The 24,569-nt window shown below is 40.3% G+C and carries 16 protein-coding genes; 11 read left to right on the top strand and 5 right to left on the bottom strand.

The annotated features are described in order from the left end of the window. Positions 1 to 6: 6 nt before the first annotated feature. Positions 7 to 1,050, bottom strand: a complete 1,044-nt coding sequence (locus H9L23_RS15285; RefSeq protein WP_187591229.1) for a DNA topoisomerase IB — start codon at positions 1,048 to 1,050, stop codon at positions 7 to 9. Between the two features lie 91 nt (positions 1,051 to 1,141). Between H9L23_RS15285 and fmt the strand changes: the two genes are divergently transcribed. Continuing rightward, positions 1,142 to 2,050, top strand: a complete 909-nt coding sequence (gene fmt / locus H9L23_RS15290; protein ID WP_187591230.1) for a methionyl-tRNA formyltransferase — start codon at positions 1,142 to 1,144, stop codon at positions 2,048 to 2,050. A gap of 449 nt (positions 2,051 to 2,499) precedes the next feature. On the opposite strand, the gene H9L23_RS15295 is transcribed toward fmt, so the two are convergent. From H9L23_RS15295 to H9L23_RS15305, 3 genes are all read right to left on the bottom strand, one after another. Continuing rightward, positions 2,500 to 3,237 carry a hypothetical protein gene (locus tag H9L23_RS15295; protein WP_187591231.1) on the bottom strand — a complete coding sequence of 246 codons (738 nt, stop codon included), beginning with the start codon at positions 3,235 to 3,237 and terminating at the stop codon, positions 2,500 to 2,502. 301 nt (positions 3,238 to 3,538) lie between these two features. Continuing rightward, a complete protein-coding gene (locus H9L23_RS15300; protein ID WP_187591232.1) occupies positions 3,539 to 4,378 on the bottom strand; it encodes an aminotransferase class IV in 840 nt (279 codons plus the stop codon). A 3-nt stretch (positions 4,379 to 4,381) separates the two neighbouring features. Then, a complete protein-coding gene (locus H9L23_RS15305; protein ID WP_187591233.1) occupies positions 4,382 to 5,410 on the bottom strand; it encodes an RluA family pseudouridine synthase in 1,029 nt (342 codons plus the stop codon). A 102-nt stretch (positions 5,411 to 5,512) separates the two neighbouring features. Between H9L23_RS15305 and H9L23_RS15310 the strand changes: the two genes are divergently transcribed. The 10 genes from H9L23_RS15310 to H9L23_RS15355 all read left to right on the top strand — a co-directional run bounded on the left by H9L23_RS15310 (position 5,513) and on the right by H9L23_RS15355 (position 22,341). Continuing rightward, the gene (locus tag H9L23_RS15310) at positions 5,513 to 6,541 is read left to right on the top strand and encodes a DUF6588 family protein (protein ID WP_187591234.1); all 1,029 of its coding nucleotides are present in this window, start codon (positions 5,513 to 5,515) and stop codon (positions 6,539 to 6,541) included. A gap of 65 nt (positions 6,542 to 6,606) precedes the next feature. Beyond that, positions 6,607 to 7,476, top strand: coding sequence for a 1-aminocyclopropane-1-carboxylate deaminase/D-cysteine desulfhydrase (locus tag H9L23_RS15315; protein WP_187591235.1), 870 nt, complete (start codon positions 6,607 to 6,609; stop codon positions 7,474 to 7,476). A 256-nt stretch (positions 7,477 to 7,732) separates the two neighbouring features. Continuing rightward, on the top strand, positions 7,733 to 8,350 hold the full coding sequence (locus tag H9L23_RS15320; protein ID WP_187591236.1) for a TetR/AcrR family transcriptional regulator: 618 nt from the start codon (positions 7,733 to 7,735) through the stop codon (positions 8,348 to 8,350). Next, a complete protein-coding gene (locus H9L23_RS15325; protein WP_187591237.1) occupies positions 8,337 to 9,485 on the top strand; it encodes an FAD-dependent oxidoreductase in 1,149 nt (382 codons plus the stop codon). The genes H9L23_RS15320 and H9L23_RS15325 overlap by 14 nt, the downstream gene beginning before the upstream one ends. A gap of 255 nt (positions 9,486 to 9,740) precedes the next feature. Further along, positions 9,741 to 10,595, top strand: a complete 855-nt coding sequence (locus tag H9L23_RS15330; RefSeq protein ID WP_187591238.1) for an SGNH/GDSL hydrolase family protein — start codon at positions 9,741 to 9,743, stop codon at positions 10,593 to 10,595. Positions 10,596 to 11,307: 712 nt separating this feature from the next. Further along, the gene (locus tag H9L23_RS15335) at positions 11,308 to 14,463 is read left to right on the top strand and encodes a SusC/RagA family TonB-linked outer membrane protein (RefSeq protein ID WP_246474704.1); all 3,156 of its coding nucleotides are present in this window, start codon (positions 11,308 to 11,310) and stop codon (positions 14,461 to 14,463) included. A gap of 11 nt (positions 14,464 to 14,474) precedes the next feature. After that, positions 14,475 to 16,475, top strand: a complete 2,001-nt coding sequence (locus H9L23_RS15340; protein ID WP_246474705.1) for a RagB/SusD family nutrient uptake outer membrane protein — start codon at positions 14,475 to 14,477, stop codon at positions 16,473 to 16,475. 210 nt (positions 16,476 to 16,685) lie between these two features. Continuing rightward, positions 16,686 to 17,690 (top strand): family 43 glycosylhydrolase, encoded by a 1,005-nt coding sequence (locus tag H9L23_RS15345; protein WP_187591240.1) that lies wholly within the window; start codon positions 16,686 to 16,688, stop codon positions 17,688 to 17,690. A gap of 13 nt (positions 17,691 to 17,703) precedes the next feature. After that, the gene (locus H9L23_RS15350) at positions 17,704 to 20,658 is read left to right on the top strand and encodes a glycoside hydrolase family 2 protein (protein WP_187591241.1); all 2,955 of its coding nucleotides are present in this window, start codon (positions 17,704 to 17,706) and stop codon (positions 20,656 to 20,658) included. 15 nt (positions 20,659 to 20,673) lie between these two features. After that, positions 20,674 to 22,341, top strand: coding sequence for a GH39 family glycosyl hydrolase (locus H9L23_RS15355; protein WP_187591242.1), 1,668 nt, complete (start codon positions 20,674 to 20,676; stop codon positions 22,339 to 22,341). 472 nt (positions 22,342 to 22,813) lie between these two features. On the opposite strand, the gene H9L23_RS15360 is transcribed toward H9L23_RS15355, so the two are convergent. Further along, positions 22,814 to 24,562, bottom strand: a complete 1,749-nt coding sequence (locus H9L23_RS15360; RefSeq protein ID WP_187591243.1) for a RagB/SusD family nutrient uptake outer membrane protein — start codon at positions 24,560 to 24,562, stop codon at positions 22,814 to 22,816. Positions 24,563 to 24,569: the final 7 nt, after the last annotated feature.

A 24,569-nucleotide genomic window follows, 5' to 3' on the forward strand; every position in this document is an offset into this window, starting at 1 on the left:
GGTTTTCTATTTACTATTGGCTTTTAGAAATGATAATAAAACTTTCTCATCGTGCGCCAGACCTAGTTTTCCGGCTATTTTATTATTGTTCATTTTTTTCATGTATTTCCCCAGTTCATCATTCTCGTAAGCGGTAAGCAACAGTGGATACACGTAAGAACTTTTACACACGGCTCTGGTATTGCCCAACTTTTTCGCCACGCAATCTAACACGGCAACTATGGCCTTTTTAGAGTTGAGGCTAAAGTTTTCGTCGGCACTGCATTTTGAAAACTGGCGCAAAGCTTCGAGCGTTCCGCCCCAGGTTCTGAAATCTTTAGCGGTAAAATCATCACCGGTAATTTCTCTGATATAACTATTTATTTTGCCCGAATCGATGCTTTTATGTTCTTTTCCGTGGGTATAAAACTGGAATAATTCCTGACCCGGGATGTCCCTGCATTTTTTAACCAGTTTGGCTAAGGATCTATCATTCAGTTCTACTTTCTGTTGAACACCCTTTTTACCTATAAAATCCATCGTAATTTTACTTCCGTTGATTTTAACATGTTTATCGCGTAATGTAGTGAGTCCAAAGGAGCCATAAAGCTGTTTATAACTTTCGTTGCCTACACGGATGAGTGTTTTTTGAAGCACATCAACCGAAATGGCCAATACCTTCCGTTCATCTAATTCTTTCCTCCGGAGGTCTTTTTCCAGGTTTTTTCTTGCATTGGGCAAGGCTTTTCCAAACTCTAGCAAACGGAAATATTTATCTTCCGATCGGCGGCTGGTCCATTTGCTGTGGTATTTATATTGTTTTCTACCGGCAGCGTCAATACCGGTAACCTGCAGGTAAGCATTGGGTTTATTGGCAATCCATACATTTTGCCATGCGGGCGGAATAACAAGTGTTTTGATCCGGTCGAGGTGTTTCTCTTCGGTTATTTTATGTCCATCTTTATCTTCGTAGTGGAATTTCCCCGGCTTGCCTTTCCGGTAAATCCCAGGCATACCGTCGGTTACGTACACCAATCCACTTGCTTTAACAACATCTTTGCCTTGTACCATTTTTGCCTGTAAGTATGGGTTTATTTTTAGTTATTTTGCAAAACTTTAGCGTGGGTATCCACGTTATTTTTAGAAACACAACACTTTCTTTATGAAAATAGTTTTTATGGGTACGCCCGATTTTGCTGTAGCTTCTTTAGATGCCTTAGTTCAAGCCAATTTTGATGTTGTTGCGGTGGTTACTGCACCAGATAAACCTGCAGGCCGTGGCCAGAAACTGAACGAAAGTGCGGTGAAAAAATATGCTGTAGAAAAAGGAATTCCTGTTTTACAGCCAGAAAAACTAAAAAATCCTGAATTTATTGAGGAGTTGAAGTCATACCAGGCCGATTTACAGGTGGTAGTGGCCTTTAGGATGTTACCCGTTGTGGTTTGGAACATGCCCGCTAAAGGAACCATTAACTTACATGGCTCACTATTGCCGCAGTACCGTGGTGCAGCGCCGATTAACCACGCCATCATCAATGGGGAGAAAGAAAGCGGCGTAACTACTTTTTTCCTAAAAGAGGAAATTGATACAGGCGACATTATTATGAGCGACAGCGTTGCCATTGCCAATGATGAAACAGCTGGCGATTTACACGATAAACTGATGTCCGTAGGTGCTCAGCTTTTAGTAAAAACCCTCCACGCCATTGAAGCAGGTGAAGTTACCGAACAGCCACAGCCGCAAAGCGATGATTTAAAACATGCACCAAAGATTTTTAAGGAAGATTGCAAAATCGACTGGAACAATTCTGCACAGCAGATCCATAATTTAATCCGTGGTTTAAGCCCTTACCCAACTGCTTTCACTGCGCTTAATGATAAAAATTTAAAGGTATTTAAGGCTGAAATAGAAGATAAAGAACCAGGCATTGCTGCCGGAGGTTTTTTAACTGATGGTAAAACGTATTTAAAGTTTGCGGCTAAAGATGGTTTTATCAAATTATTGGATATTCAGTACGAAGGGAAAAAACGGATGCTGATTGAAGATTTTTTAAGGGGAATGAGGTTGTAGGTTAGTCCGAAGTCCTTAGTCTGAAGTCGAATAACTGGCGGTGAACTGTGTCATCCTGAATGCAATGAAGGATCTTTATAATAACGTTTAACAATGTATTTACCGTCAAGAGATCCATCATTACATCCGATAGCTACCGGATAAGAATGACAAATGAATTGTAATGAACAAATAGCTAAAAAATTATTGACAATTAAGCAATTAAGATTCTTTTTTTTTGGAAAGCAATTACAGTAGCTTTTAGGTTAAATCAGCCCCGCTCCCGCTTCTGCTCCCGATGTAAAATCGGGGCATCCCGCTTTGATCGGGTTTAGAACACATAAACTGTGCTTCTATCCGAAGTTAAATAAACCCGCCCGACAGCGTTATCCTGTCCCGATTTTATATCTGAATTAATATAAAAAGAAACAGGCAGGTGATTCACCTGCCTGTTTATAATCTTATTTAAACTACCGGTTATAATTATCGATAGCCTTTTCTATATTCTTTTTACCAGATTCGCCTACAAGAAATCCTCCTAAACTTAAACCGGCACCAAGTCCTAATAAAACGAAACTTCCGGTATAACTACGATGTTCAAGACTTGGGATTTTTCCGTTAAGCGTAATTCCTGAACCCGACATGAGTGTTACTCCGCTTGCAATAATTGCTGCCCCTGCTGCTACATACATTACAATTCCGGTTACTTTAGTATTTCTATAACGCTTTAGCAGGGCCAAGCTTTTCGGATTATCAGCCATTGCCTCATTCAGATTACCATAACTTACCTTTTTCAGATCAGAAAAATCCTTGTTAAAGAACATTCTGGTATTTACAACCTGTCGTCTATAATCTCTAAACCTGTAATAATCTTCTTCAAAAGGAGCATCATCGTAAACTACCTCTTGATAAAGATTGATCTTACCTTCGATAATTCGCTCCGCAAAAGATGTTTGCCTTAAAAAATTAAGTGTTCTTGTATTGGCAAAGAAACCATCTTCGTTATTAAAGAACTTGACCTGGCTTGTTAACACTTTTCTTGAATCGGCCCTGATAGTCCAGGAACCTGAAAAATCGGGACGTAGCCTGATCTTTTGGGCATAAACAATTGAATCGGAATTGAGGTACAGAAAGTTTCTGGATCCGTTCACTTGCGAACGGGCGTTCAGGCCATAGCAAGCCATCACGAGAATGAGTAATTTTTTCATTTCGGTTAAATTTGTGTGTAACCAATAATACTAAAATTCTACAATTTAAAAATATTTATAACCAGGATAAATGCGGTTATAACATAAAAGATACGGATGCCGATTGTTGGAAATGGTATGTTGAAATTCTCAAATGAACTCATGACCAATAATCAATTGTTCAATTACCAATGATCAATAAAACAAGCAACCAATTATGAATGAACCAATGGCAACTTGTAATCAATTAACCGATTTAAACAATTAACCAGTTAACCTAATGAACAATTCTCAATGAACTAATGACTAATGAACCAATAAACTAACCTGCATTCAATTTCTCATTCAAAAATTTCGATACTTCATTAAAATAGCGTTTCCTTCCATAGCCCATTATCCACTGAATACCCTGAGTGGCATTAGTAATGAAAACTTCTTCTGCTTCTTTTAAAATTTCGGGATTAATTTGTGCTTCGATTAAAGGCATATCGTTCATTTTACACAATTGCATAATCGCTGTACGCATTACACCGCTTACGCAGCCTTCGGCCAATGAAGGCGTATAAATCTGCTTGTTGTATACCACAAAAACATTGGCGCTGATACTTTCGCAAAGAAAACCATATTGGTTCAGGATCATGGCCTCATCTAAACGATTCTGACTCTTGAAGATTCCGGCCATGACGTAAAGTAAAGCATTGGCTGTTTTATAATTCGATAGCTTATTAACCGGCTTGGTCATCTCGTCGTAAACATCGATAATCAATCCTTTACTGTTGAGTTCGTAGCTTGATGATTTTAGGGGAATGCCTTCTAAAACATAACCGGCTTTATTAATTTCTGGAGTATAAACGCCTGCTCCTCCTCTATAAACGGAAAGGCGGAAACGGACATTGCCATTCCATTTATTGCGTTTAGCAAGATCGGCTGTTTTTTGACGCAAAAAATAATCGTCCATTAAAGCATGACCATCAATTTTAAGTGCTTTCATGCCAGCTGCAAGCCTATCAGCGTGTAAATCGGCAAACTGCAACTTATTATTTATCATCCGCATACTTTCAAACAGTCCATCACCAAATTTAAAGCTCCTGTTGGCAGCCGTTAAAAAGGGAACATCAGCTGCCTGAAACTCATCATTAAATAAAAGGTACTCCTGAAGCATATTTTATGATGTAACGATATAATTTTCCCATTTGGTTAAGCCAGCTTTAAAATCGGGCGGTAATGGCGATTCGAAGAACATATATTCCTTTGTAGTGGGATGAATAAAACCTAAACTCTGCGCATGCAGTGCCTGACGGGGCAACAACTCAAAACAGTTATCTACAAACTGTTTGTACTTATTAAACGTAGTGCCTTTTAAAATCTTATCACCACCATACATGGCGTCGTTAAAAAGTGGGTGACCAATATGCTGCATGTGCGCCCTGATCTGATGGGTACGGCCAGTTTCCAGCTCGCAGCTAATCAGAGTTACATAACCCAAACGTTTTAATACTTTATAATGTGTTACCGACCATTTGCCTTTTTCTTCATCATCGTAAATATCCATCACACGACGGTCTTTCGCACTTCTGCCGATGTAACCGGTTACCGTTCCATCATTTTCGATATCGCCCCAAACCAAAGCAAGGTATTTACGGGTAATGCTGTGATCGAAAAACTGACGGGCCAAATGTGTAATAGATTTTTCGTTTTTACTGATCAATAACAATCCAGAGGTATCTTTATCAATGCGATGTACCAAACCCGGACGACCATCGTTACCCGGCAATTGAGGCAATTGCTCAAAATGGAAAGCCAAAGCATTAACCAGGGTACCGGTATAATTGTTAAAGCCAGGGTGAACTACCATTCCGGCTGCTTTGTTGACCACCAACAGATCGCTGTCTTCATAAATAATATCGAGCGGCAAATCTTCGGGATAAACTTCGGTATCACGTGGCGGATGTGGCAGTACAATCGATATCTCATCAAAAGGTTTAACCTTGTAACTTGCTTTGATCTGTTTCTGGTTAACCAATACATTCCCGGCATCAATTGCATTCTGAATACGGTTTCGGGAGGCATTTTCTACACGCACCATCAAAAATTTATCAATACGCAGCAAAGACTGCCCTTTATCGACAATGATTTTTAAATGTTCATATAATTCCTGCTCTTCTGATTCCTGCAATTCGACCACATTTTCCATGGGACAAAAATAAACTTTTAACTCCAAGAATTTTTTAATGATTGCAGTTTTCGGAAAAAGAGGCTTATCTTTAGTACAATCAAATCATCCTAAATCATTTATATGAAAAAATGCTACTCTTTAAAGGTCCTGGCGGCCTTGTTTTTATTGGTAATGGCTCAAAAAGCAAGTGCGCAGCAAGATGTTGGAGGCCTGTTTGTTGGTGGCCCGGCAGATGCAACCAAATTGGTTAATGCTTATTTCGATCCGCTGTACAAAGGTTTAGGCCTGGGTTTAACGGATGGATGGTCGAACACTGCCCAATCAAAAGGTTTTTTAAAATTTGATGTCAGGGTATCGGCCTCTGCTGCTTTTGTTCCCCAATCGGGAAGAAGTTATGATGTAAATACTTTGGGCTTAAGTAATATTAAACCTGCTCCCGGTGCTTCCTCAATAGGTCCTACTGCTTTTGGTGATGACCGTGAAGGAGGTAAAATGGAAGTGTACACCAGCAATGGTATCCCAACTGGTAAATTTTTCAACCTGCCACAGGGCGTGGGTTTCCATGTAGTGCCGTCTGCACAGATACAGGCGACCCTGGGTTTACCAAAAAATATAGATATTACTTTAAGGGCCATGCCTAAAATAAAACTGGGCAGCGACCTGGGAAGTTTATCAATGATCGGTTTTGGCGCAAAAGTTGAACTTTTACCTTTGTTTATGGGATCAACAGAAAAATTAATCCCAATAGATATTGCGATTGCGGGTGGTTTTACCCAATATAAATATAATCTTCCTCTGGATATCGATAATACCGGAAATTCAGATCAACGCATTGACGCCAAATTTAACGGTGTAAATTTTGATGCCATTGTTTCTAAAAAGATCTTGTTTTTCACTCCATTTGCCAGCGTAGGCTACCAAACTTCTAATACTAATTTGAAAGCATTGGGCACTTACCGCTTTGCTACCAGTGCAACTACTTCAGCTACTTATGTTGACCCAATTTCGGTTAAACAGACCGATATTGATGGCTTAAGAGCAAGTTTAGGCTTTCAGCTGAAATTTGGTTTCTTTAAGTTTTATGGCTCGTATACCCAGGCAAAATATAGCATGGTTAATGCAGGTTTTGGTTTTGGAATCGGCAAATAATGATCGATTAGATATAATAATGCACAAAAACACCTGAAATATTCAGGTGTTTTTTATTTTTACGCGTGTTCGAAAAAATATATAGCCCGGTACAAAAAATAACATTTGCGCCATTTAACAATCTTTTTGTAAAGCGTGATGACCTGATTGATTCTTACATTTCGGGCAATAAATGGCGTAAACTCAAATACATTTTAGCTAAAGCTGGGGCAGAAAATAAAACACATCTGGTCACTTTTGGCGGGGCTTACTCCAATCACCTGGTAGCTACTGCAGCTGCTGCATCGCGATCAGGACTTAAATCAACCGCCTTTGTGCGTGGAGAAGAAGTAAAAAACGAAATGTTATTGTTGTGCCGTTTATTTGGCATGAAACTCATTTTTGTCGACCGCGAAAGTTATCGCGACAAACACAAATTGTTTAAACAGCATTTTACTGATGATAAACAAGCCTGTTTTATTGATGAGGGTGGTGCTTCGCCCGAAGCGACCATAGGTTGTACAGAAATCATTGGTGAGTTAATCGAACCTTACGATCATATTTTCTGTGCCGCCGGCACGGGAACCACCGCAGCGGGTTTATTGAAAGGGATACAGCAACATCAATTAAACACAAAACTCCATATTATCCCTGTATTAAAAGGCGGCTCATTTATTGAGGATGAAATTGTGCAGTATACTCCCCTAACCAATCATTTACACCTGCATTTAGATTATCACTTTGGCGGATATGCCAAAACCACCCCCGAACTAATCAATTTTATTAAAACCTTTACTGCCCAAACCGGACTGCTGTTAGATCCTGTTTATACCGCAAAGATGTTTTATGCGATTGTCGATTTACAGAAACTAGGAACTATCGGTAAGGACGAAAAAGTTCTTGCTGTTCATACCGGAGGATTAATGGGGCTTTTTGGGATGAAGGATAAGTTTTGATCAATTTAAATTATTAGCCTGTGGAAACACAGACCAATGATTGGTGACATAAAGAGCAGATCGTCATTCCCATGCATACGGGAATCGTAAAACTATTGCATTACGGTTCTATCAATAGGTTAATATTTCATAGCCATAATACTTGTCCTCACGTAACATCACCCTTAAAACTAATTCATTTGTCAAAATTTAATATAAGTTTTAAAGTAAACAAACGTTTACTTACTTTTGATCTGTATTTAATTAACAAAAGCAAATGAGGCCTAAAAGTTTAGAGAAAGAAGCAGCTATCCGATCAATTGCCCTACAGATTATTTCTGAACAGGGGCTTGAAAACCTGAGTATGCAAAAACTTGCTAAAGCAGCCAACATATCACCACGTACCATATACATCAAATACGAAAACAAGGAAGACCTGTTGGTAAAACTCTTTATTGAGGAAGTACTTGGTACTTATGAAAAAGCCGTATTGGAAAATTTTCAACCAGAAATGCCATTCGCAGAAGGGATGAAAAAGCTCTGGCTGAACACCTTTAACTACCTTAAAAATAATAAACCTGCTTTTTCACTCATTCAATATGGCAAATCCTCTCCCCTTTTAAATAAGGCATTCCAGAAGAAAAACATCAGGCAAGGTGAGTTTTTTGCGCCGATCCATACTTTCTTAAAAACTAATATCGAAACAAAACTTATACCCGATTTGCCGCATGACGTACACAGGGCAATATTGTTTTCACCTATTCAGGATCTGGTAGCGGAATATTTCGACTATTTGGATCGTCCGGTACAGATTATTACCGAAGAAGTAATTTTAACCTGCTGTGAGATTATAATTAAAGGCATCACCAATCAGAAAAATAATGAACAACATTAAAAATAAAAAAATTGCCATTATTGGCGCCGGTCCGGGGGGATTAACCCTCGCCAGACTTTTACAAATGGACGGCTTCAACGTAAATGTTTACGAACGCGACGCTGACGAAAATGCACGGCCAAAAGGTGCCACCCTGGATTTACATGAAGAATCGGGACTGGCAGCCTTACAGGCGGCCGGGCTTATGCATGCATTTATGGCCAATTACCGTCCAGGGGCAGACCGTACACGTATTGTTGACCAGCATGGCAATATTGTATTTGAGGATAATGATACGGATAACAGAGAAGCTTTCCGACCAGAAATAGATCGAGGTCCGCTACAAAAAATCCTTTTAGATTCATTAGAAAAGAATACTGTAATCTGGAATAGTCAGTTCGTATCACTTAAACCTAAACAAGATTCATGGTTAATCGGGTTTAAAAATGGAGACCTTGTGCAGGCAGATATTGTAATTGCGGCTGATGGTGCAAACTCTAAAATCCGACCATATATTACGCCCATTAAGGCATTTTATTCGGGTGTTACTGTTGTAGAAGGTGCTGTTTATTCGTCGGCAACTGCATGCCCAAAAATTCATGCCCTGTTAAATGGTGGTAAAATATTTGCCATGGGTGGCGAAAAATCGCTCATTGTAAGTTCAAAAGGCGATGGCAGTTTGGTATTTTACACAGGTTGCAATACGGACGAAAACTGGGTAAAAACATCGGGCATCGATTTTTCAGATAAAAGCCAGGTGATAAACTGGTTTAAGGAAGAATTTTCGGATTGGGATCCGGTCTGGATGGAGTTATTTAAAAATGCTTCAGGTGCTTTTGTTCCACGCCCGCAATATTGCATGCCTTTAGATCAAAACTGGGAAACCATTCCAAATTTAACCATGCTTGGTGATGCGGCACACTTAATGCCACCTTATGCAGGCGAAGGCGTAAATATGGCCATGCTCGACGCCCTGGAGCTGAGTCAATGTTTAAAGCATAAAGCTTTCCAAAATAGCAAAGAGGCCATTTCAGCTTATGAAAAAGAGATGCTGAAAAGAGCTTCAGAAACGGCAGATATGACTATGCAATCCACAAAAGCACTTCATTCTGCAGGTGCACTTAATTTTTTGATTAATGTTATTGGAGGAGCGTAAAAAAGGTTCCCTATTGCTAAGGAACCCCAATAAATTATTTAACCTGTTATCATGTTGCTTCAAGTAAATATATGATGGCTTGCCTTAAAATGAAATAAAAATCGATCAATGTTCTAAAAAAATAGATGTCTGATATAAAATCATACATCTATTTTCTTTCAGATATAAATCATTGTCAAAAACTTAAAATATTCTTCTTAAATTCATCGCCAAACAATTTTTTGTTTTAAACACCAGGATTATTATTAAGCCTTTATGAGCAAGAAAAACTATAAACGAGTTATTTTAATCCTTTTATTCAGCACCACAATCAATTTTTCATTTATCCCAGCAAAAGAAATCAAGTGGACGGCCATTGGCGATTCCATTACTTACCTCAATAACCATTTAAACGAAACGGGAAACCGCGTAACAAAGGGCTATCTGGATCGGGTTAAAGAACGTTTGCCGAACATCAATTATATTAATCAGGGCCATAATGGCTGGACAACTGTTGGCATTGCAAAAGAAATTGATAAACTTGGGATCGTTCAATCAGACTTATATTCGGTTTTTCTGGGCACCAACGATTGGTGGGCTGGAATCCCGGCCGGTTCTTTAAACGATTATATCAACAACACCGGAACAGGCACTACCTGTGGCGCTTACCGCATCATTATCGATAAAATCAGAAGTTTAAATCCCAATGCTAAAATCGTAATAATTACACCGATGCAGCGGAACGATTTTGTGTACATCGCCAATGCGAACAACAATGCTTACGGCTCGTATAAAGCAAAAAATGGTCAGACTTTAGAGATGTTCGCCAACGCAATCGCCGAAATCGGTAACCATGAAAACTTCCCGGTTGTTGATCTTTACCACAATCAAAAACTTAAAATCGAAAAGGCAGTCAAATTTAAACGATTGAAAAATCCGTCTACGGGTATGTACCAAAATTATAAATATCCCGAATCGGCTACTATCCCCTACCAACCTAAAGGCGATGATTATCCTTACCCGCCCGAGGCTGCAAAAGTGACTTATGATGGTTTGCACCCTTCGGATAAAGGAAATAAAATAATTGCCGAAAGCCTGGTCCATGTTTTCAAAAGATACCTAGGTCAGTAAACCTAAACGATTATCCTTTTCCTCGTTAAATGTACTTAATCCATTAAGTTATATATAGCAGCAGGAACTTCTATATTGCTACATTTCTCATTACAGGCCTATTGCCCCAGTAAGACCCATGGCATGGCTCATTTAAAGTAACTGATACTTAAGTTGTATCGTTGAAACATAAAATTGACCAAAATTCTTCCCGCTTAATTACTTCCGAATTTAACAAGTTATACTAGTTTAATTACCCTGCCACCCCCAGCACAGGATAGAACAGGATGGCTGAATAAAATAAAAGCGCTATCTAGTGTAAACAATTAACCAAATATATCCAGTAAAGCGTTAAAGCCTGTTTTTCATAGCAGAGGAGGCTTTCGACTTCATAAAGACCATAAATTAATAAGCCGGAAATACCATGAGCATAAAAAAAATACAAAAAATCTGCGCAAACGTTTGCATAGATCTCAACACATCAATCTGACAATGAAAAACAATCTGTAAATCTTCCCAAATATTAAACAAATCGTCTTTAAAATGCCTTGACAACCTCAGATTCGATCCAAATTAATCCGTTATAGATTAACGCTCATAGTGCCTTCGCTTTTAAAGGTGCTGATACAACTAACCAAATATTTCTAATCAATAATTAAAAACTATGTATTTTAATTTACAATCAAAGTCACCACATCGGCGAAGTGCAGCTGGCAGTAAAAAAATCCTCATTATGGGACTTTCAGCGCTTTCCTTACTGATGATGAGCACAACCAGTAATGCAGCCGCCAGTATCACAAATGGCAATCCATTGAGCAAAAAAGGATTCAAAAAATTTGATGATATCGTAAAAGGAAAAATTACGGACGATAAAGGAGAAACTTTAGTAGGCGTAATTGTTAAGGTAAAAAATACAACCTTGGTCACTACCACTGATGTAAATGGTGCCTTTTCCATTACCATTCCTACCGGCACTCCAAGCCCGGTTCTTGTGGTTTCTTATGTTGGTTATGCTACTCAGGAAATTCCGGTGAGTGGCCGCTCATCAATTGCCATTCAGCTTAAAAGCACCATAAATGATCTTGATGAGGTAGTTATTGTGGGTTATAATGCGATTAAAAAAAGTGATCTTACCGGAGCTGTGGTAAGCGTTGGCGCTGAAGAAATAAGGTCAAGGCCGGTAACCAATGCATTACAGGCCATTCAAGGGAAAGCTGCCGGTGTAGATATTACCTCAAACGAACGTCCGGGTCAGCTTGGGAGCATTTTAATTCGTGGCGTAAGGTCACTAACGGCAAGTAATTCACCATTATATGTTGTTGATGGAATTCCTTTACAGGCAGGCGGCATTGATGCAATAAACCCTAATGATATTGAAACCATCGACATTTTAAAAGATGCATCAGCAACAGCCATTTATGGATCCAGAGGTGCTAATGGCGTGGTTTTGGTCACCACTAAAAAGGGAAAAATAGGTAAGGTAACGCTCGATTATGTGGGTACGGCAACCATTGAAACCTTGCAAGACAGGGCCGATATGATGAATTCGGGCCAGTACATCGAATTTCGCCGCGATGCCTACCGCAGAACGGCTTACTTAAACTCGGTGAATGGTACCACTACCCCATCTATTTATCCATATCCCGTTATAGCCACGCAGGCAGCTGATAGAGAGATATTTAAACAAGACCCTAATATGCTTACCAACCTGGATATGGGATGGGTTAATGGCGTTTTCGATGGTAGCTTAGTGCCAACAACCGATTGGGGAAGTTTGGTAACCAGAACCGGCGTTACCCAGGATCATGTATTAAGTGTGAGCGGTGGTACCGATAAGATTAAAGCTTATGGCTCTTTTGGTTACCTAAACCAGGAAGGAACGCAACTGGGGCAAGATTTTGAAAGGTATAGCGGAAAACTCAGCATCGAAATAAACCCGGTTAAATGGTTTAAAATGGGCGCTAACTTAACCGCTACCTACGGTTTGCAGAATTATGGTTTCCAGGCTGCAAGTGCTTCTGGTGCAAGTAGTATCTATTTTGCAGCCCGTGGCATGTTACCTTTAGCCATTCCTTTTGATGCAAACGGAAACAGAATTAACCTTCCGGGTGGCGATATTAATATTCAGAACCCCGTTTTAGAAGCCGATTATAACATCAATTTACGCAAAACCTTAAGAACATTGGGTTCTGTATTTGCAGAGGTTAATATTTTAAAAGGTTTAAAATACCGCGTTAATTTTGGCCCTGATTTTTCAAATTACTACAACGGAAGGTACCAGGATGCAAAATCGGTAAACCGTGATGCAGGCGTACCCGGATCGATCAACAATTATGCCCAGCTTAATCAAAGTAATCGGTTTGCTTACACATTAGATCATTTATTATACTACGATAAAACCATTAACAAACATAACTTTGGTGTAACGTTACTACAAAGTTCTTCTTCATTCCGCGAGGAGTCATCGTCATTAACAGGCAGTAAAATATCATTGCCAAATTCTTTATGGTATGGTTTAAATACAGCGAACATTACCGGCTTAGATGGTTTCAACACTGATTTGAGAAAATCTACACTGGTATCGTACATGGCCAGGGCTAATTACAGCTTTAACAGCAAGTATTTATTAACAGCATCAGCACGTTGGGATGGCGCTTCTCAGTTAGCTGCAGGCAATAAATGGGATTTTTTCCCCTCAACAGCATTAGCCTGGCGATTGGAACAGGAAGATTTCATGAAGAACATCAAATGGGTGAGTCAATTGAAATTACGACTTGGTGTGGGTAGCACGGGCAACTCATCAGTTGATATAGGTAGCACATTAGGTTTATTGCAGCCATTAACGTACACCTTTGGCAGTTCGGCACAAACCGGATATGTATCATCTGATGCCTCATTGGCCACGCCAATCCCTTTACCAAACAAATTATTGAGTTGGGAAAAAACATTACAATACAACTTAGGGCTTGATTTCGATATATTGAAAGGACGGATCAGTGGTTCCTTAGACCTTTACAAATCAAAAACAACCGACCTTATCTTACTTAAAAAGATTGCCTCTGTAAATGGGTACACCACCTCTTATGACAATGTTGGATCGACCAAAAACAGGGGACTTGATTTAACCTTAAATACCGTTAACGTAAAAACCACTGACTTTAGCTGGGAATCTACGTTAAATTTCTCGACCAGTAAAGATGAAATCGTGAAGCTGGACAATGGAGATATGGTAAACGACCGCTTCTTTATCGGACAGCGCAACGGTGTTGCTTATGATTTTGTTAAAGAAGGTATCTGGCAAAATACACCCGAAGATTTAGCGGAAATTGCAAAATATAAAGCCAATGGCGTAATATTTAGCCCGGGCAGCATAAAAGTTAAAGATTTAAATGGCGATTATAAAATTGATGCCAACAATGACCGTGCTGTTTTGGGCCATTACAACCCAAGCTGGACAGGCGGATTAACCAATACTTTTGGTTATAAAAACTTCGATCTTTCTATTTTCATCATAGCACGATATAACTTCCTGATTGCAACAGGTGCCGAAGCACTTCAAGGACGCTTTGCACAAAGGGTTGTAGATTATTGGACACCAACCAACCCAACCAATGATTATCCGGCACCTAACTATGCCAGTGCCAGCGGAGATCAGTATGTGAGTGCTTTAAACTATCAGGATGCTTCTTTTATTAAAATCAGGAATATATCCTTAGGTTATAATTTCTCAGCAAACCTGGCCAAAAAATTAACTTTATCAAGATTGAGGGTATATGCCCAGGCCATAAATCCTGGTTTAATCCACTCTAACGTGAGCTGGATAGATCCGGATTTGGGTGGTTCTACATTTAACAGGGGTTTTGTATTTGGAATTAACGCCAGCTTCTAATCAAAAATAACATGAAAAAGATTATAAATATATTAACAGGAATTGCACTATTAAGCGGACTGATGATCCTTCCCACTTCCTGTAAAAAAAGTTTCCTGGATGAAGAAGTCATTAATTCGCATAATACTTCCGATTTTCAAACTGCATTGGGCCTTGATGGCCTGGTAATTGGCATGTACCAGAGTTTAAAGTTTCATTTTAACTATACCTGGGCATATACCACCACCAATTACGGCGTTGATGAATTTACAGTTGGCGGCGATCGTACTGAGCAGATGTTTAACTCTTACGATGGTAATTTCAACTCGCTATCGGGAGATATTGCGGCCGTTTGGGATAACATGTACGGCAATATCAACTCGGCCAACATCGTCATTAAAAATGTGCCGGTATACTACGATGGTGCCAACAAAAACGTCCGTTTAGGTGAAGGCTACTTTATGAGGGCTTTTGATTATTTTAAACTGGTGAAACAGTTTGGCGCTGTTCCTTTAAAATTAGAACCGTCAGAAACCATACAAGAGGAGTTTACCAGAAGTCCGACCAGCGATATTTATGCACAGATCATCAAGGATTTTACCCAGGCTTATGATTTACTTCCTGCAGCGCCTGCAGAAACAGGCAGAATTACCAAATGGGCAGCAGCGCACTTTTTAGCCAAAGCTTATTTATTCCGTGCAAGTGAAATCAATAATGATTGGAACAGCAGCACCAAAACTGCCGATTTACAGAATGCAGTAAAATATGCCGATCTGGTAATTAACAGCGGTACTTATACCCTTGCTACTAACTTTAGCGATCTTTGGAATTTTACCACTGTTGATGGTTCGAACGAAACCAATAAAGAGGTTATTTTAGCAGCTCAGTTTTCGAACAACATCACTACTCAGGGCCGTTACGGCAACCAGATTCACTTGTACTATCCATCTGTTTATCAAACTCTTCCCGGCATGGTGCGCGATCTTGCCGGAGGCCGTGAGTTTCAACGTTTAAGGTCAACAGATTATGCGGTGGATGTATTCGACCGTGTTAACGATTCCAGGTTCTGGAAAAGCTTTAAAACAAGATATGTATGTAACAACCCTGCAAGTGCCCCAAAATGGACTGCTGCAACAGCACCAACCCCAGTGCAGGCCGGCCAGGTTAAGTTTGTGGGTGGCGAAGAATCGGTATTGTACATTGTAAACAATGCTGGCGATACCCGGTATACAGCTGCCGATGTTAACTCAAGCAATCCCTTACCAACTGATATTGGCCGCCGTAAAGCAAATATGTTTGTTCGCTATTTTTCTGGTCAGCCGCAAAGTTACCTCAATGCCCATGGCAATTACGGTGTAAGCCAGTTTGTTGCACTCTCCAAATTTATGGATGGTTCCAGAAACCTTGTAGCTTCACAATTCGGTCAGCGTGATGGTATTTTAGCCCGTTTAGCCGAAACTTATCTTATCGCAGCCGAAGCCTATGGAAGATTAGGGCAGTTTGCCCAAGCCATTCCTTATTTAAATAGAGTAAGAGATCGTGCGGCTTATAAAGATGGCGAAAACAGAGAATCGTATGTGGATGGAGGTATCTCTTATAAAACAAACCCGGCGACAAATGCTACCGCATTGTCTTCTTATTCGGATAAAAACACCTATTTCGAATCCAACAATATCCCTGTAGCAACTACCAACACATTAAGTTCGATGCATTTAAACAGCGAGGCCGATATTTTTAACTCCAGCAGAGAATTCTATGATAAAATTGCAGCGGTATCTCAGGCTGATAAGTTTACAGCTTTTATTTTAAACGAAAGGTCAAGAGAACTGATGGGCGAATTAATGAGGTGGGAAGATCTTGCCCGCACCAAAACATTGGTGAGCAGAACAGCCGCATTTAATCTCGAGGCCAAACCTGTAGACAGTAAGCATTATTTACGCCCAATTCCACAAAGCTTTTTGGATGTAGTAAAAAGTGGTGGTGCGGCATTAACACCGGCCCAAAAACAGGCTTTACAAAATCCTGGCTGGTAAATGTAATTTAACCACAGATGAAAAGGATGCACACAGATATAAAAATCCGTGTTTATCTGTATACATCTGTGGTTAAAACCCTTGACTTAATGACATTGGGCGGAAATTTTAAAGCGTATTGCATTAAGATTCCCAATCGACCCGATAGCTATCGGATTAGGAATGACGACTCTTTTAGCCGCTTTAATATCCACTATTCAACCTACCTAAATGAAGCAATTTTTACTTTTCTATTTACTTTTAAGCTCAATCTCCGCCTTTGCACAACAAAACAGCAAACTGCAGTTAATGGAGAAGCCGCTGTTTAGGGATCCCGTTTACGATGGTGCTGCCGATCCTGTAGTGATCTGGAATAAAGGGGAGAAAAAATGGTTTATGTTTTATACCAACCGCAGGGCCAATGTAAAAAATCTGGATGGTGTAAGCTGGGTACATGGCACCAGAATCGGGATTGCAACCTCTAAAGATGGCGTAAAATGGAAATACCGCGATACCTGCGACATTCAATACCGCCTAACCGATTATACCCATTGGGCACCCGAAGTAATCGAAAACAGAGGCATTTACCACATGTACCTTACCTACGTGCCAGGCGTTTTTAAAGACTGGCGTCACCCCCGTTATATTGTTCATCTCACGAGTAAAAACCTGATCAACTGGAAATTCGAATCCAAATTAAATTTGGCATCCGACAGGTGTATTGATGCCTGTGTTTTTAAGCTGCCCGACAATCAGGGCTGGCGAATGTATTACAACAATGAAATGGCGGGTAAATCTATTTATTATGCCGATAGTAAAGATTTATACCATTGGGAAGACAGTGGCAAGAAGATTATTGGCGATAAGGGCTGTGAAGGTCCAAAAGTATTTTATTGGAAAAATACTTATTGGATGATTGTAGACAATTGGAAAGGCCTGGGCGTGTACACTTCAAACGACCTTTTAACGTGGAAACGACAGGAGAAGAACATCCTACAGGAACCAGGAAAAGGGGTTGATGACGGCGTAATGGGCGGCCACTGCGATGTAATAGTGAACGATGACCGCGCATTTATCTATTACTTTACCCATCCAGGCAAAACACCCGAAAATAAAGGCATTGATGATTACAGCACCCGAAGAAGTTCCATCCAAATGGCTGAACTGAAATATGAAAACGGGGAAATTACCTGCGATCGTAATAAAGATTTATACCTCAAAGAGTTAAAACATTAGCAAAATAGCCCACATGAAACCAAAAATCTTAATCTCATTTCTTTTACTAATACCGTTTTTAGGATGGGCACAACATCCGGATTTGCGCAAAACCTACAATTTTAATCCGGGGTGGAAGCTCTATGTTGGCAATGTAACCCATGCCGAAGCTGTTGATTTTGATGATAACAGCTGGAAATCAATTACGCTACCCCATGCCTGGAATGAGGACGAAGCATTTAAAAAATCGATTGACTCACTATCTACAGGCATCGTTTGGTACAGAAAACGTTTTACCGTTCCGGATGCAAAGGATAAAAAAGTATTCCTCGAGTTTGAGGGAATAAGACAGGCCGGTGAGTTCTATTTAAACGGAAAATTTATCGGTCGCCATGAAAATGGTGTAATGGCATTCGGTTTCGATATCGGTAACCTCATCCATACCGATAAAGAAAACATCCTGGCTGTTAAAATTGATAATGCATGGAATTATAAAGAAAAAGAAACCAACTCCGGCTACCAGTGGAACGATAAAAATTTTAACGCCAACTACGGTGGCATTTCTAAAAATGTCCGTCTGCATGTTACCGGAAAAACCTATCAAACCCTCCCACTCTATTCAATATTAAAAACAACCGGCAATTATATTTACGCCAAAGATTTTAAAATCAAAGAAAAATCGGCTGTAGTGGTATCCGAATCTCAGGTAAAAAATGAAAGCGGGCAAACAAAATCATTGGTTTATGAGGTTGAAATTAAAGATGCGGATGGGAAATCGATCAAGGTTTTTAGCGCACCTGCCCAGGTTATTAATCCGGGAGAAACACTGGTATTAACAGCAGAAGCTTTAGTCAATAACCTGAATTTTTGGAGCTGGGGATATGGATATTTATACAGCATACACACCCGTTTAAAGGAAAACGGAACCATAATAGACGAACTAACGACCAAAACAGGTTTCAGAAAAACAGCATTTAAAAACGGGATGGCTTACTTAAACGACCGTGTTTTAATGATGAAAGGATATGCCCAGCGCAGCAGTAACGAATGGCCGGCCATTGGTTTATCGGTACCACCCTGGTTAAGCGATTATAGCAACCGCTTAATGGTAGAAAGCAATGCCAATTTGGTACGCTGGATGCACATTACCCCCTGGAAACAGGATGTAGAATCTTGCGACCGCGTGGGGCTGATCCAGGCTATGCCCGCCGGTGATTCGGAAAAAGATGTTACCGGTACCCGCTGGGACCAGCGAAAAGCGGTAATGACGGATGCCATTATTTACAACCGCAATAATCCAAGTATTTTGTTTTACGAATGTGGAAACGAATCCATCAGCGCTGCTCATATACAAGAAATGAAAGAGATCAGAAACTTATACGATCCTTTCGGCGGAAGAGCCATCGGATCGCGTGAAATGCTGGATATTCCCGAGGCAGAATATGGCGGCGAAATGCTGTACATCAACAAAAGTGCAGGCAAGCCCTTATGGTCAATGGAATATTCGAGAGACGAAGCACTACGTAAATATTGGGACGAATTTTCACCACCCTACCATAAAAACGGCGCCGGACCATTATATAAAGGTGCTGATGCGAGTGATTATAACCGCAACCAGGATTCGCAGGCAATTGAAGATGTCATCCGTTGGAATGAATACTACGAAGCAAGGCCAGGTACCGGAACAAGGGTGAGTTCAGGAGGTGTAAACATCATTTTTTCTGATTCGAATACCCATTACCGGGGTGAAGAAAATTACCGCAGAAGCGGCGAAGTAGATGCCATGCGCATTCCTAAAGATGCCTTTTTTGCCCATCAGGTAATGTGGGATGGCTGGGTAGATGTTAAAAAAACGGGGCTGCATATTGTTGGGCATTGGAACTACAAACCCGGCACCCGTAAAAATATATATGTAATTGCCACTGGCGATAAGGTAGAGTTATACCTGAACAATAAATCACTCGGGTATGGGGAAAAATCTGACGGATTTCTGTTCTCTTTTAAAAATGCAGATTTTAAACCCGGAGTATTAAAAGCCGTTTCCTATTCTACAAAAGGAACAAAACTGGCCGAAAAACAGCTGCAAACTGCTGGCGAACCGGTAAGCCTAAAACTAACGGCAATTAAAAATCCCACTGGCTTTAAGGCTGATGGCGCGGATGTGGCTCTGGTACAGGTTGAAGTAGTTGACCGGTTAGGAAACCGCTGCCCTACCGCTTTAAATTTAATTAATTTTGAAATTGATGGCCCGGCAGAGTGGCGTGGTGGTTTGGCACAGGGACCCGATAATTATATTTTAGCAAAAAAACTCCCGGTTGAGGGTGGCGTAAACAGGGTACTCATCAGGTCCACAACCACTGCCGGAACCATTAACCTGAAAGCTTTTTCAGATGGTTTAAAACCAGCGTCAATTGCGGTAGAAACTTTACCTGTAAAAGTACAAAATGGCCTGGCGATGCAATTACCTGCCTATGGCTTAGCCCCTAACCTGGATAAAGGGCCAACACCATCGAGCCCATCTTACGTTGACACGAGAAAATCAGTTAAAATAATAACTGCAGAGGCCGGTGCGAACCAAGATAAAGCCAATTTAAGTTTTGACGACAATGAACTGAGCGATTGGGTAAACGATGGCAAAATTGCTTCGGCCTGGATAAAATATCACCTGGAAAAAGAAAGTACTGTTTCTGCTGTTTCCTTAAAATTAAATGGTTTCAGGACAAAAATCTACCCAATTCAAATTTTGGTTGATGGTGTAACGGTTTTTAAAGGAAATACCAAAACCAGTTTAGGTTATTTCGTTGCCGAATTTAAACCTGTAAAAGGTAAAACCGTAACCATACAGCTTTTAGGCTCAGGCACAAGCGGGCAAGAAGCAATTGGACTTGAAGTAAACGGCAAAAAACTCGATGATGGCATAGAAAGGGCAGAAACCAAATTAAAAGGTGCATTAAGTATTATAGAAGCTGAAGTTTATACTAAACCATAATCATTAAATTTAAAGATGAAGAAATTTAAAGCAACCGTACTAACTTTTATAGGCATCATTTGCTTCGCCAATGGCCTGTTTGCACAAACCAAAGCCGATATTGAGGTCAACTTTGACCGCGAAATTGCACCTATGAAACCGGTTTGGGCCTGGTTTGGTTATGATGAACCCAATTATACCTACATGAAAGATGGTCAGAAATTACTCAGCGAAATTTCGAAACTAAGTCCGGTGCCTGTTTACGTGAGGGCGCACAACCTTTTAACCTCAGGTGATGGCACACCAGCTTTAAAATGGGGATCAACCAATGCCTATACCGAGGATGCAAACGGAAAACCGGTTTACAACTGGAAAATTGTGGATCAGATATTTGATGCCTACGTTAAGCGCGGAATGAAACCTTTGGCCCAAATCGGCTTTATGCCCGAGGCCTTATCGATAAAACCACAGCCTTATCAGCACAAATGGAAACCTGGTGCACGTTACGACGAAATTTTAACCGGTTGGGCTTACCCACCTAAAGATTATAAAAAATGGGGCGATTTAGCTTACGAATGGGTAAAACACAGTATAGCCCGTTATGGAAAGGCTGAAGTGGAGAGCTGGTACTGGGAAGTGTGGAATGAACCCGATGGCGCCTATTGGAAAGGTACGCAACAGGAGTTTTTTAAACTTTACGATTATGCGGCCGATGGTGTTAAGCGGGCTTTGCCAACAGCCAAAATCGGCGGTGCAAATGTAACGGGAGGAGGTTCGAAATACCTTGATGCTTTTATTTCCCACTGTTTAAACGATACCAATTACGCCACCGGAAAAATCGGCTCTCCATTAGATGCAGTGCTGTTTCATGCCAAAGGCTCGCCAAGAGTAATAAACGGAACAGTAGTAATGAGCATTAAAAATCAACTCAAAAACATTGAATCAAATTATCGGATCATTCAAAAATACCCGCAGCTTAAAAACATACCTGTTATTATAGGCGAATCAGATCCTGAGGGTTGTGCGGCCTGCGGCATGTCTACCAATCCTGAAAATGCCTACCGCAATGGCACCATGTACTCCAGTTATACCGCAGCCTCTTTTGCCCGGTTATATCAGCTTACCGATGAATATAAAATTAACCTTTTAGGTGCGGTAACCTGGTCGTTCGAATTTGAAAACCAACCCTGGTTTGCGGGTTTTAGAGATTTAGCAACAAACGGTGTAGATAAACCTGTTTTAAATGTATTCAGGATGTTTGGCATGATGAAAGGTAAACGTGTTGAAGCAAAAAGCGACCGCATGTATCCTTTAAAATCTGTGCTCGATTCGAGCATTAGAAAAACAACCGATCTGGGCGTATTGGCTACAAAGGACCAGAAATCTGCTGCAGTTTTAATCTGGAATTACCATGATGAGGATAAAGACCTATCGAAAGATTTAATTTCAATTAAGTTAAATGGCATTCAGGCTAAAGTGGTAACCCTCACCAAATACCTGATTGATAATGAACATAACAATTCTTATGAGGTTTGGAAAAAAATGGGATCACCACAAAATCCTGATTCCAAACAGATCGCTTTACTGGAAAAAGCCGGCCAGTTGAAAATGATCGATAAACCCACGAAGTATAATTTAGCGTCTGATAATTTACAATTTGAATTGAAGAGACAAGGGGTTATGTTATTGAAATTGGAGTGGTAAATAATTATGGATAGTGGGCAATTAATCCTATTGCTTAAGTTATTTAGCTGCTCATGAGTAGTAATATTGCTTTCCTGAAATTCGAGACGGGCTGTCTTTCCTCCTCGCAATAGCTGGGTCGTCATTTCGACTGTAGCGCAGCGAAATGGAGAAATCTTTGAGCTATGTTGTATTAAGATTCCAATCTACCCGATAGCTATCGGGTTGGGAATGACGATTACCCGCAGCCTATCAATCTGTTAAAATCCCTATCATTCTTATTAATTTTATGCAATAAATTAGTCGTACCATCAACAAATTCCATAGGAGCTATCGTCATTTCGACTGGAGCATGCCGATTCTTCATCGGCAGCGGAATGGAGAAATCTTTAAATGCAAAGTTCAAAGATTTCTCCACTGCGGTCGAAATGACGACCGATTTTTGGAATCGATCATAAATTGTAATTACTATTTAGGATAAACGTCTTTTAGTTTAATTCCACTCAAAAGGTAAATACCAATTGCTTGGTGTCATTAATTTAGTTCTCGTTGCACTCGCATTCGGATCACCGGCTTTCAGTAGTTTCTGATAAATACGATCAGCTAAGAAAGCAGGATTATTTTGTCTTCTGGCAATTCGGATCAGGTCTGGCCAACGGTTTCCTTCAAAAGCCAGTTCGAGTGCAGCCTCATCGATAATTTTACCCTCTAAGCCCACCATATCGGTTTGAAAGCTTACATCAATTGGGCGCACATTTGCCCTGTTTCTAATCCCTGTATTCCTATACCAGGGCGATTTGTAATCTGAATTGCTTCTGGCATCAAAATAATAGGGCGATGAGGTAGGATAAGGTGTTTGCATGGTATTGATCTCGGCAGTAGAAACAGGAGATTTTGCACCACTTAAATAAGTTCCTGTATAATAAGTATCCTGGATCCCGATATTTAAAAAGGCCCAGCCCAATTTGCCCTGTCCATCACGGTTTGCCGCTTCCGAAAAACGCAGATGTAAAAGACCTGCGCGATAAATGCCCCATTTACCACCTTTATTAAAACTGCTCAGAATGGTATTGTTATCGGTTAATTTGGTAATCACCGGACCAGCTGCCGAGTTTTCGTAAGATAATCTTCCTCTTGCGTCGTAAGGGATGCCGCTATATTGCCTTTGAGCAGCCCAGTTATCTATCGCAGCCTGCGAAGGTTTGATTAAATATTTGCCATATATGGAAGAGCAAACATCAACCATTGGATTACCGGGTTTATAACTTGGGTTATAGGGTATGCCCCAAAAGAACTCCGAATTCCAGGTAATATTATTAGTGGGCTGTATAAACATATTGCGCCAACCACCATCGGTAATTAAAGCACCTTCATCCTGGGCCCTGGTATAACGAACCACCAGATCGTTATAGGCAGAGCTTAAATAACCAACTACTTTATACGCATCAAACTGTACATTGATATTGCTATTGGTATTTTCAACATTCATCACCTTAGCATAATTCTCTGCAGCCTTTAAATAATTGCCTTTCCACAAATATAAATCGCCCAGGATAAAAGGTTTACAGATGAATATTTTTTGGGTGTTTTGTCCGTCGATGGCCACATTTAATGCATTGCCTGCCGGATAAGAATAAACCTCTTTGTAAGGCAGTTTTTCGGTAAAATCAATTAGTCGGGTTAACAGTTCATCGAAAGATATGCGAGGGTAAAGGCTTAAATTTTTAACATCTTCTACCTTCTCTACCGGTTCGGTGATATAGGGAACGCTACCGTACTGTGCACCCAGCTGTAAATAGATAAAACTGCGCAAAGCACCCAAATCGGAATAATGTTTATTGTAATCATCAACACTCATCCTATGGTCGGCAAGCATTAAATTAAAGTTTTTGAGTGCGTCGTTAATATTTAAGATTACCGCGTAGTAAGGCCTTGGATCGATATAAGGATTATCTTTGCTGGTGGTGTGGTTTGATAGTTGCTTTAAATAAGCATCGGCATTACCTGTAGCCTCTACCAGATCGCCACGCAGTTCGTTTTGTAAAATGTATAACTTTTCGAGCCCCAAAAACTGGCCATAAGCACCAATTACGGCTGCATCTGCATCACCCACATTCCGATAAGCATTGGTAATATCCAATTTATCTTCGGGTACTTCGTCTGTAATTTTTTTGCACGACCATGAACCTATTGCAAGCAGGGCTACCGCTAATAGGGCAATAACTTTTTTATTAAAATCCATCTTCATC

This window comes from Pedobacter roseus, from assembly GCF_014395225.1.
In the GTDB taxonomy this organism is placed as follows: domain Bacteria; phylum Bacteroidota; class Bacteroidia; order Sphingobacteriales; family Sphingobacteriaceae; genus Pedobacter; species Pedobacter roseus.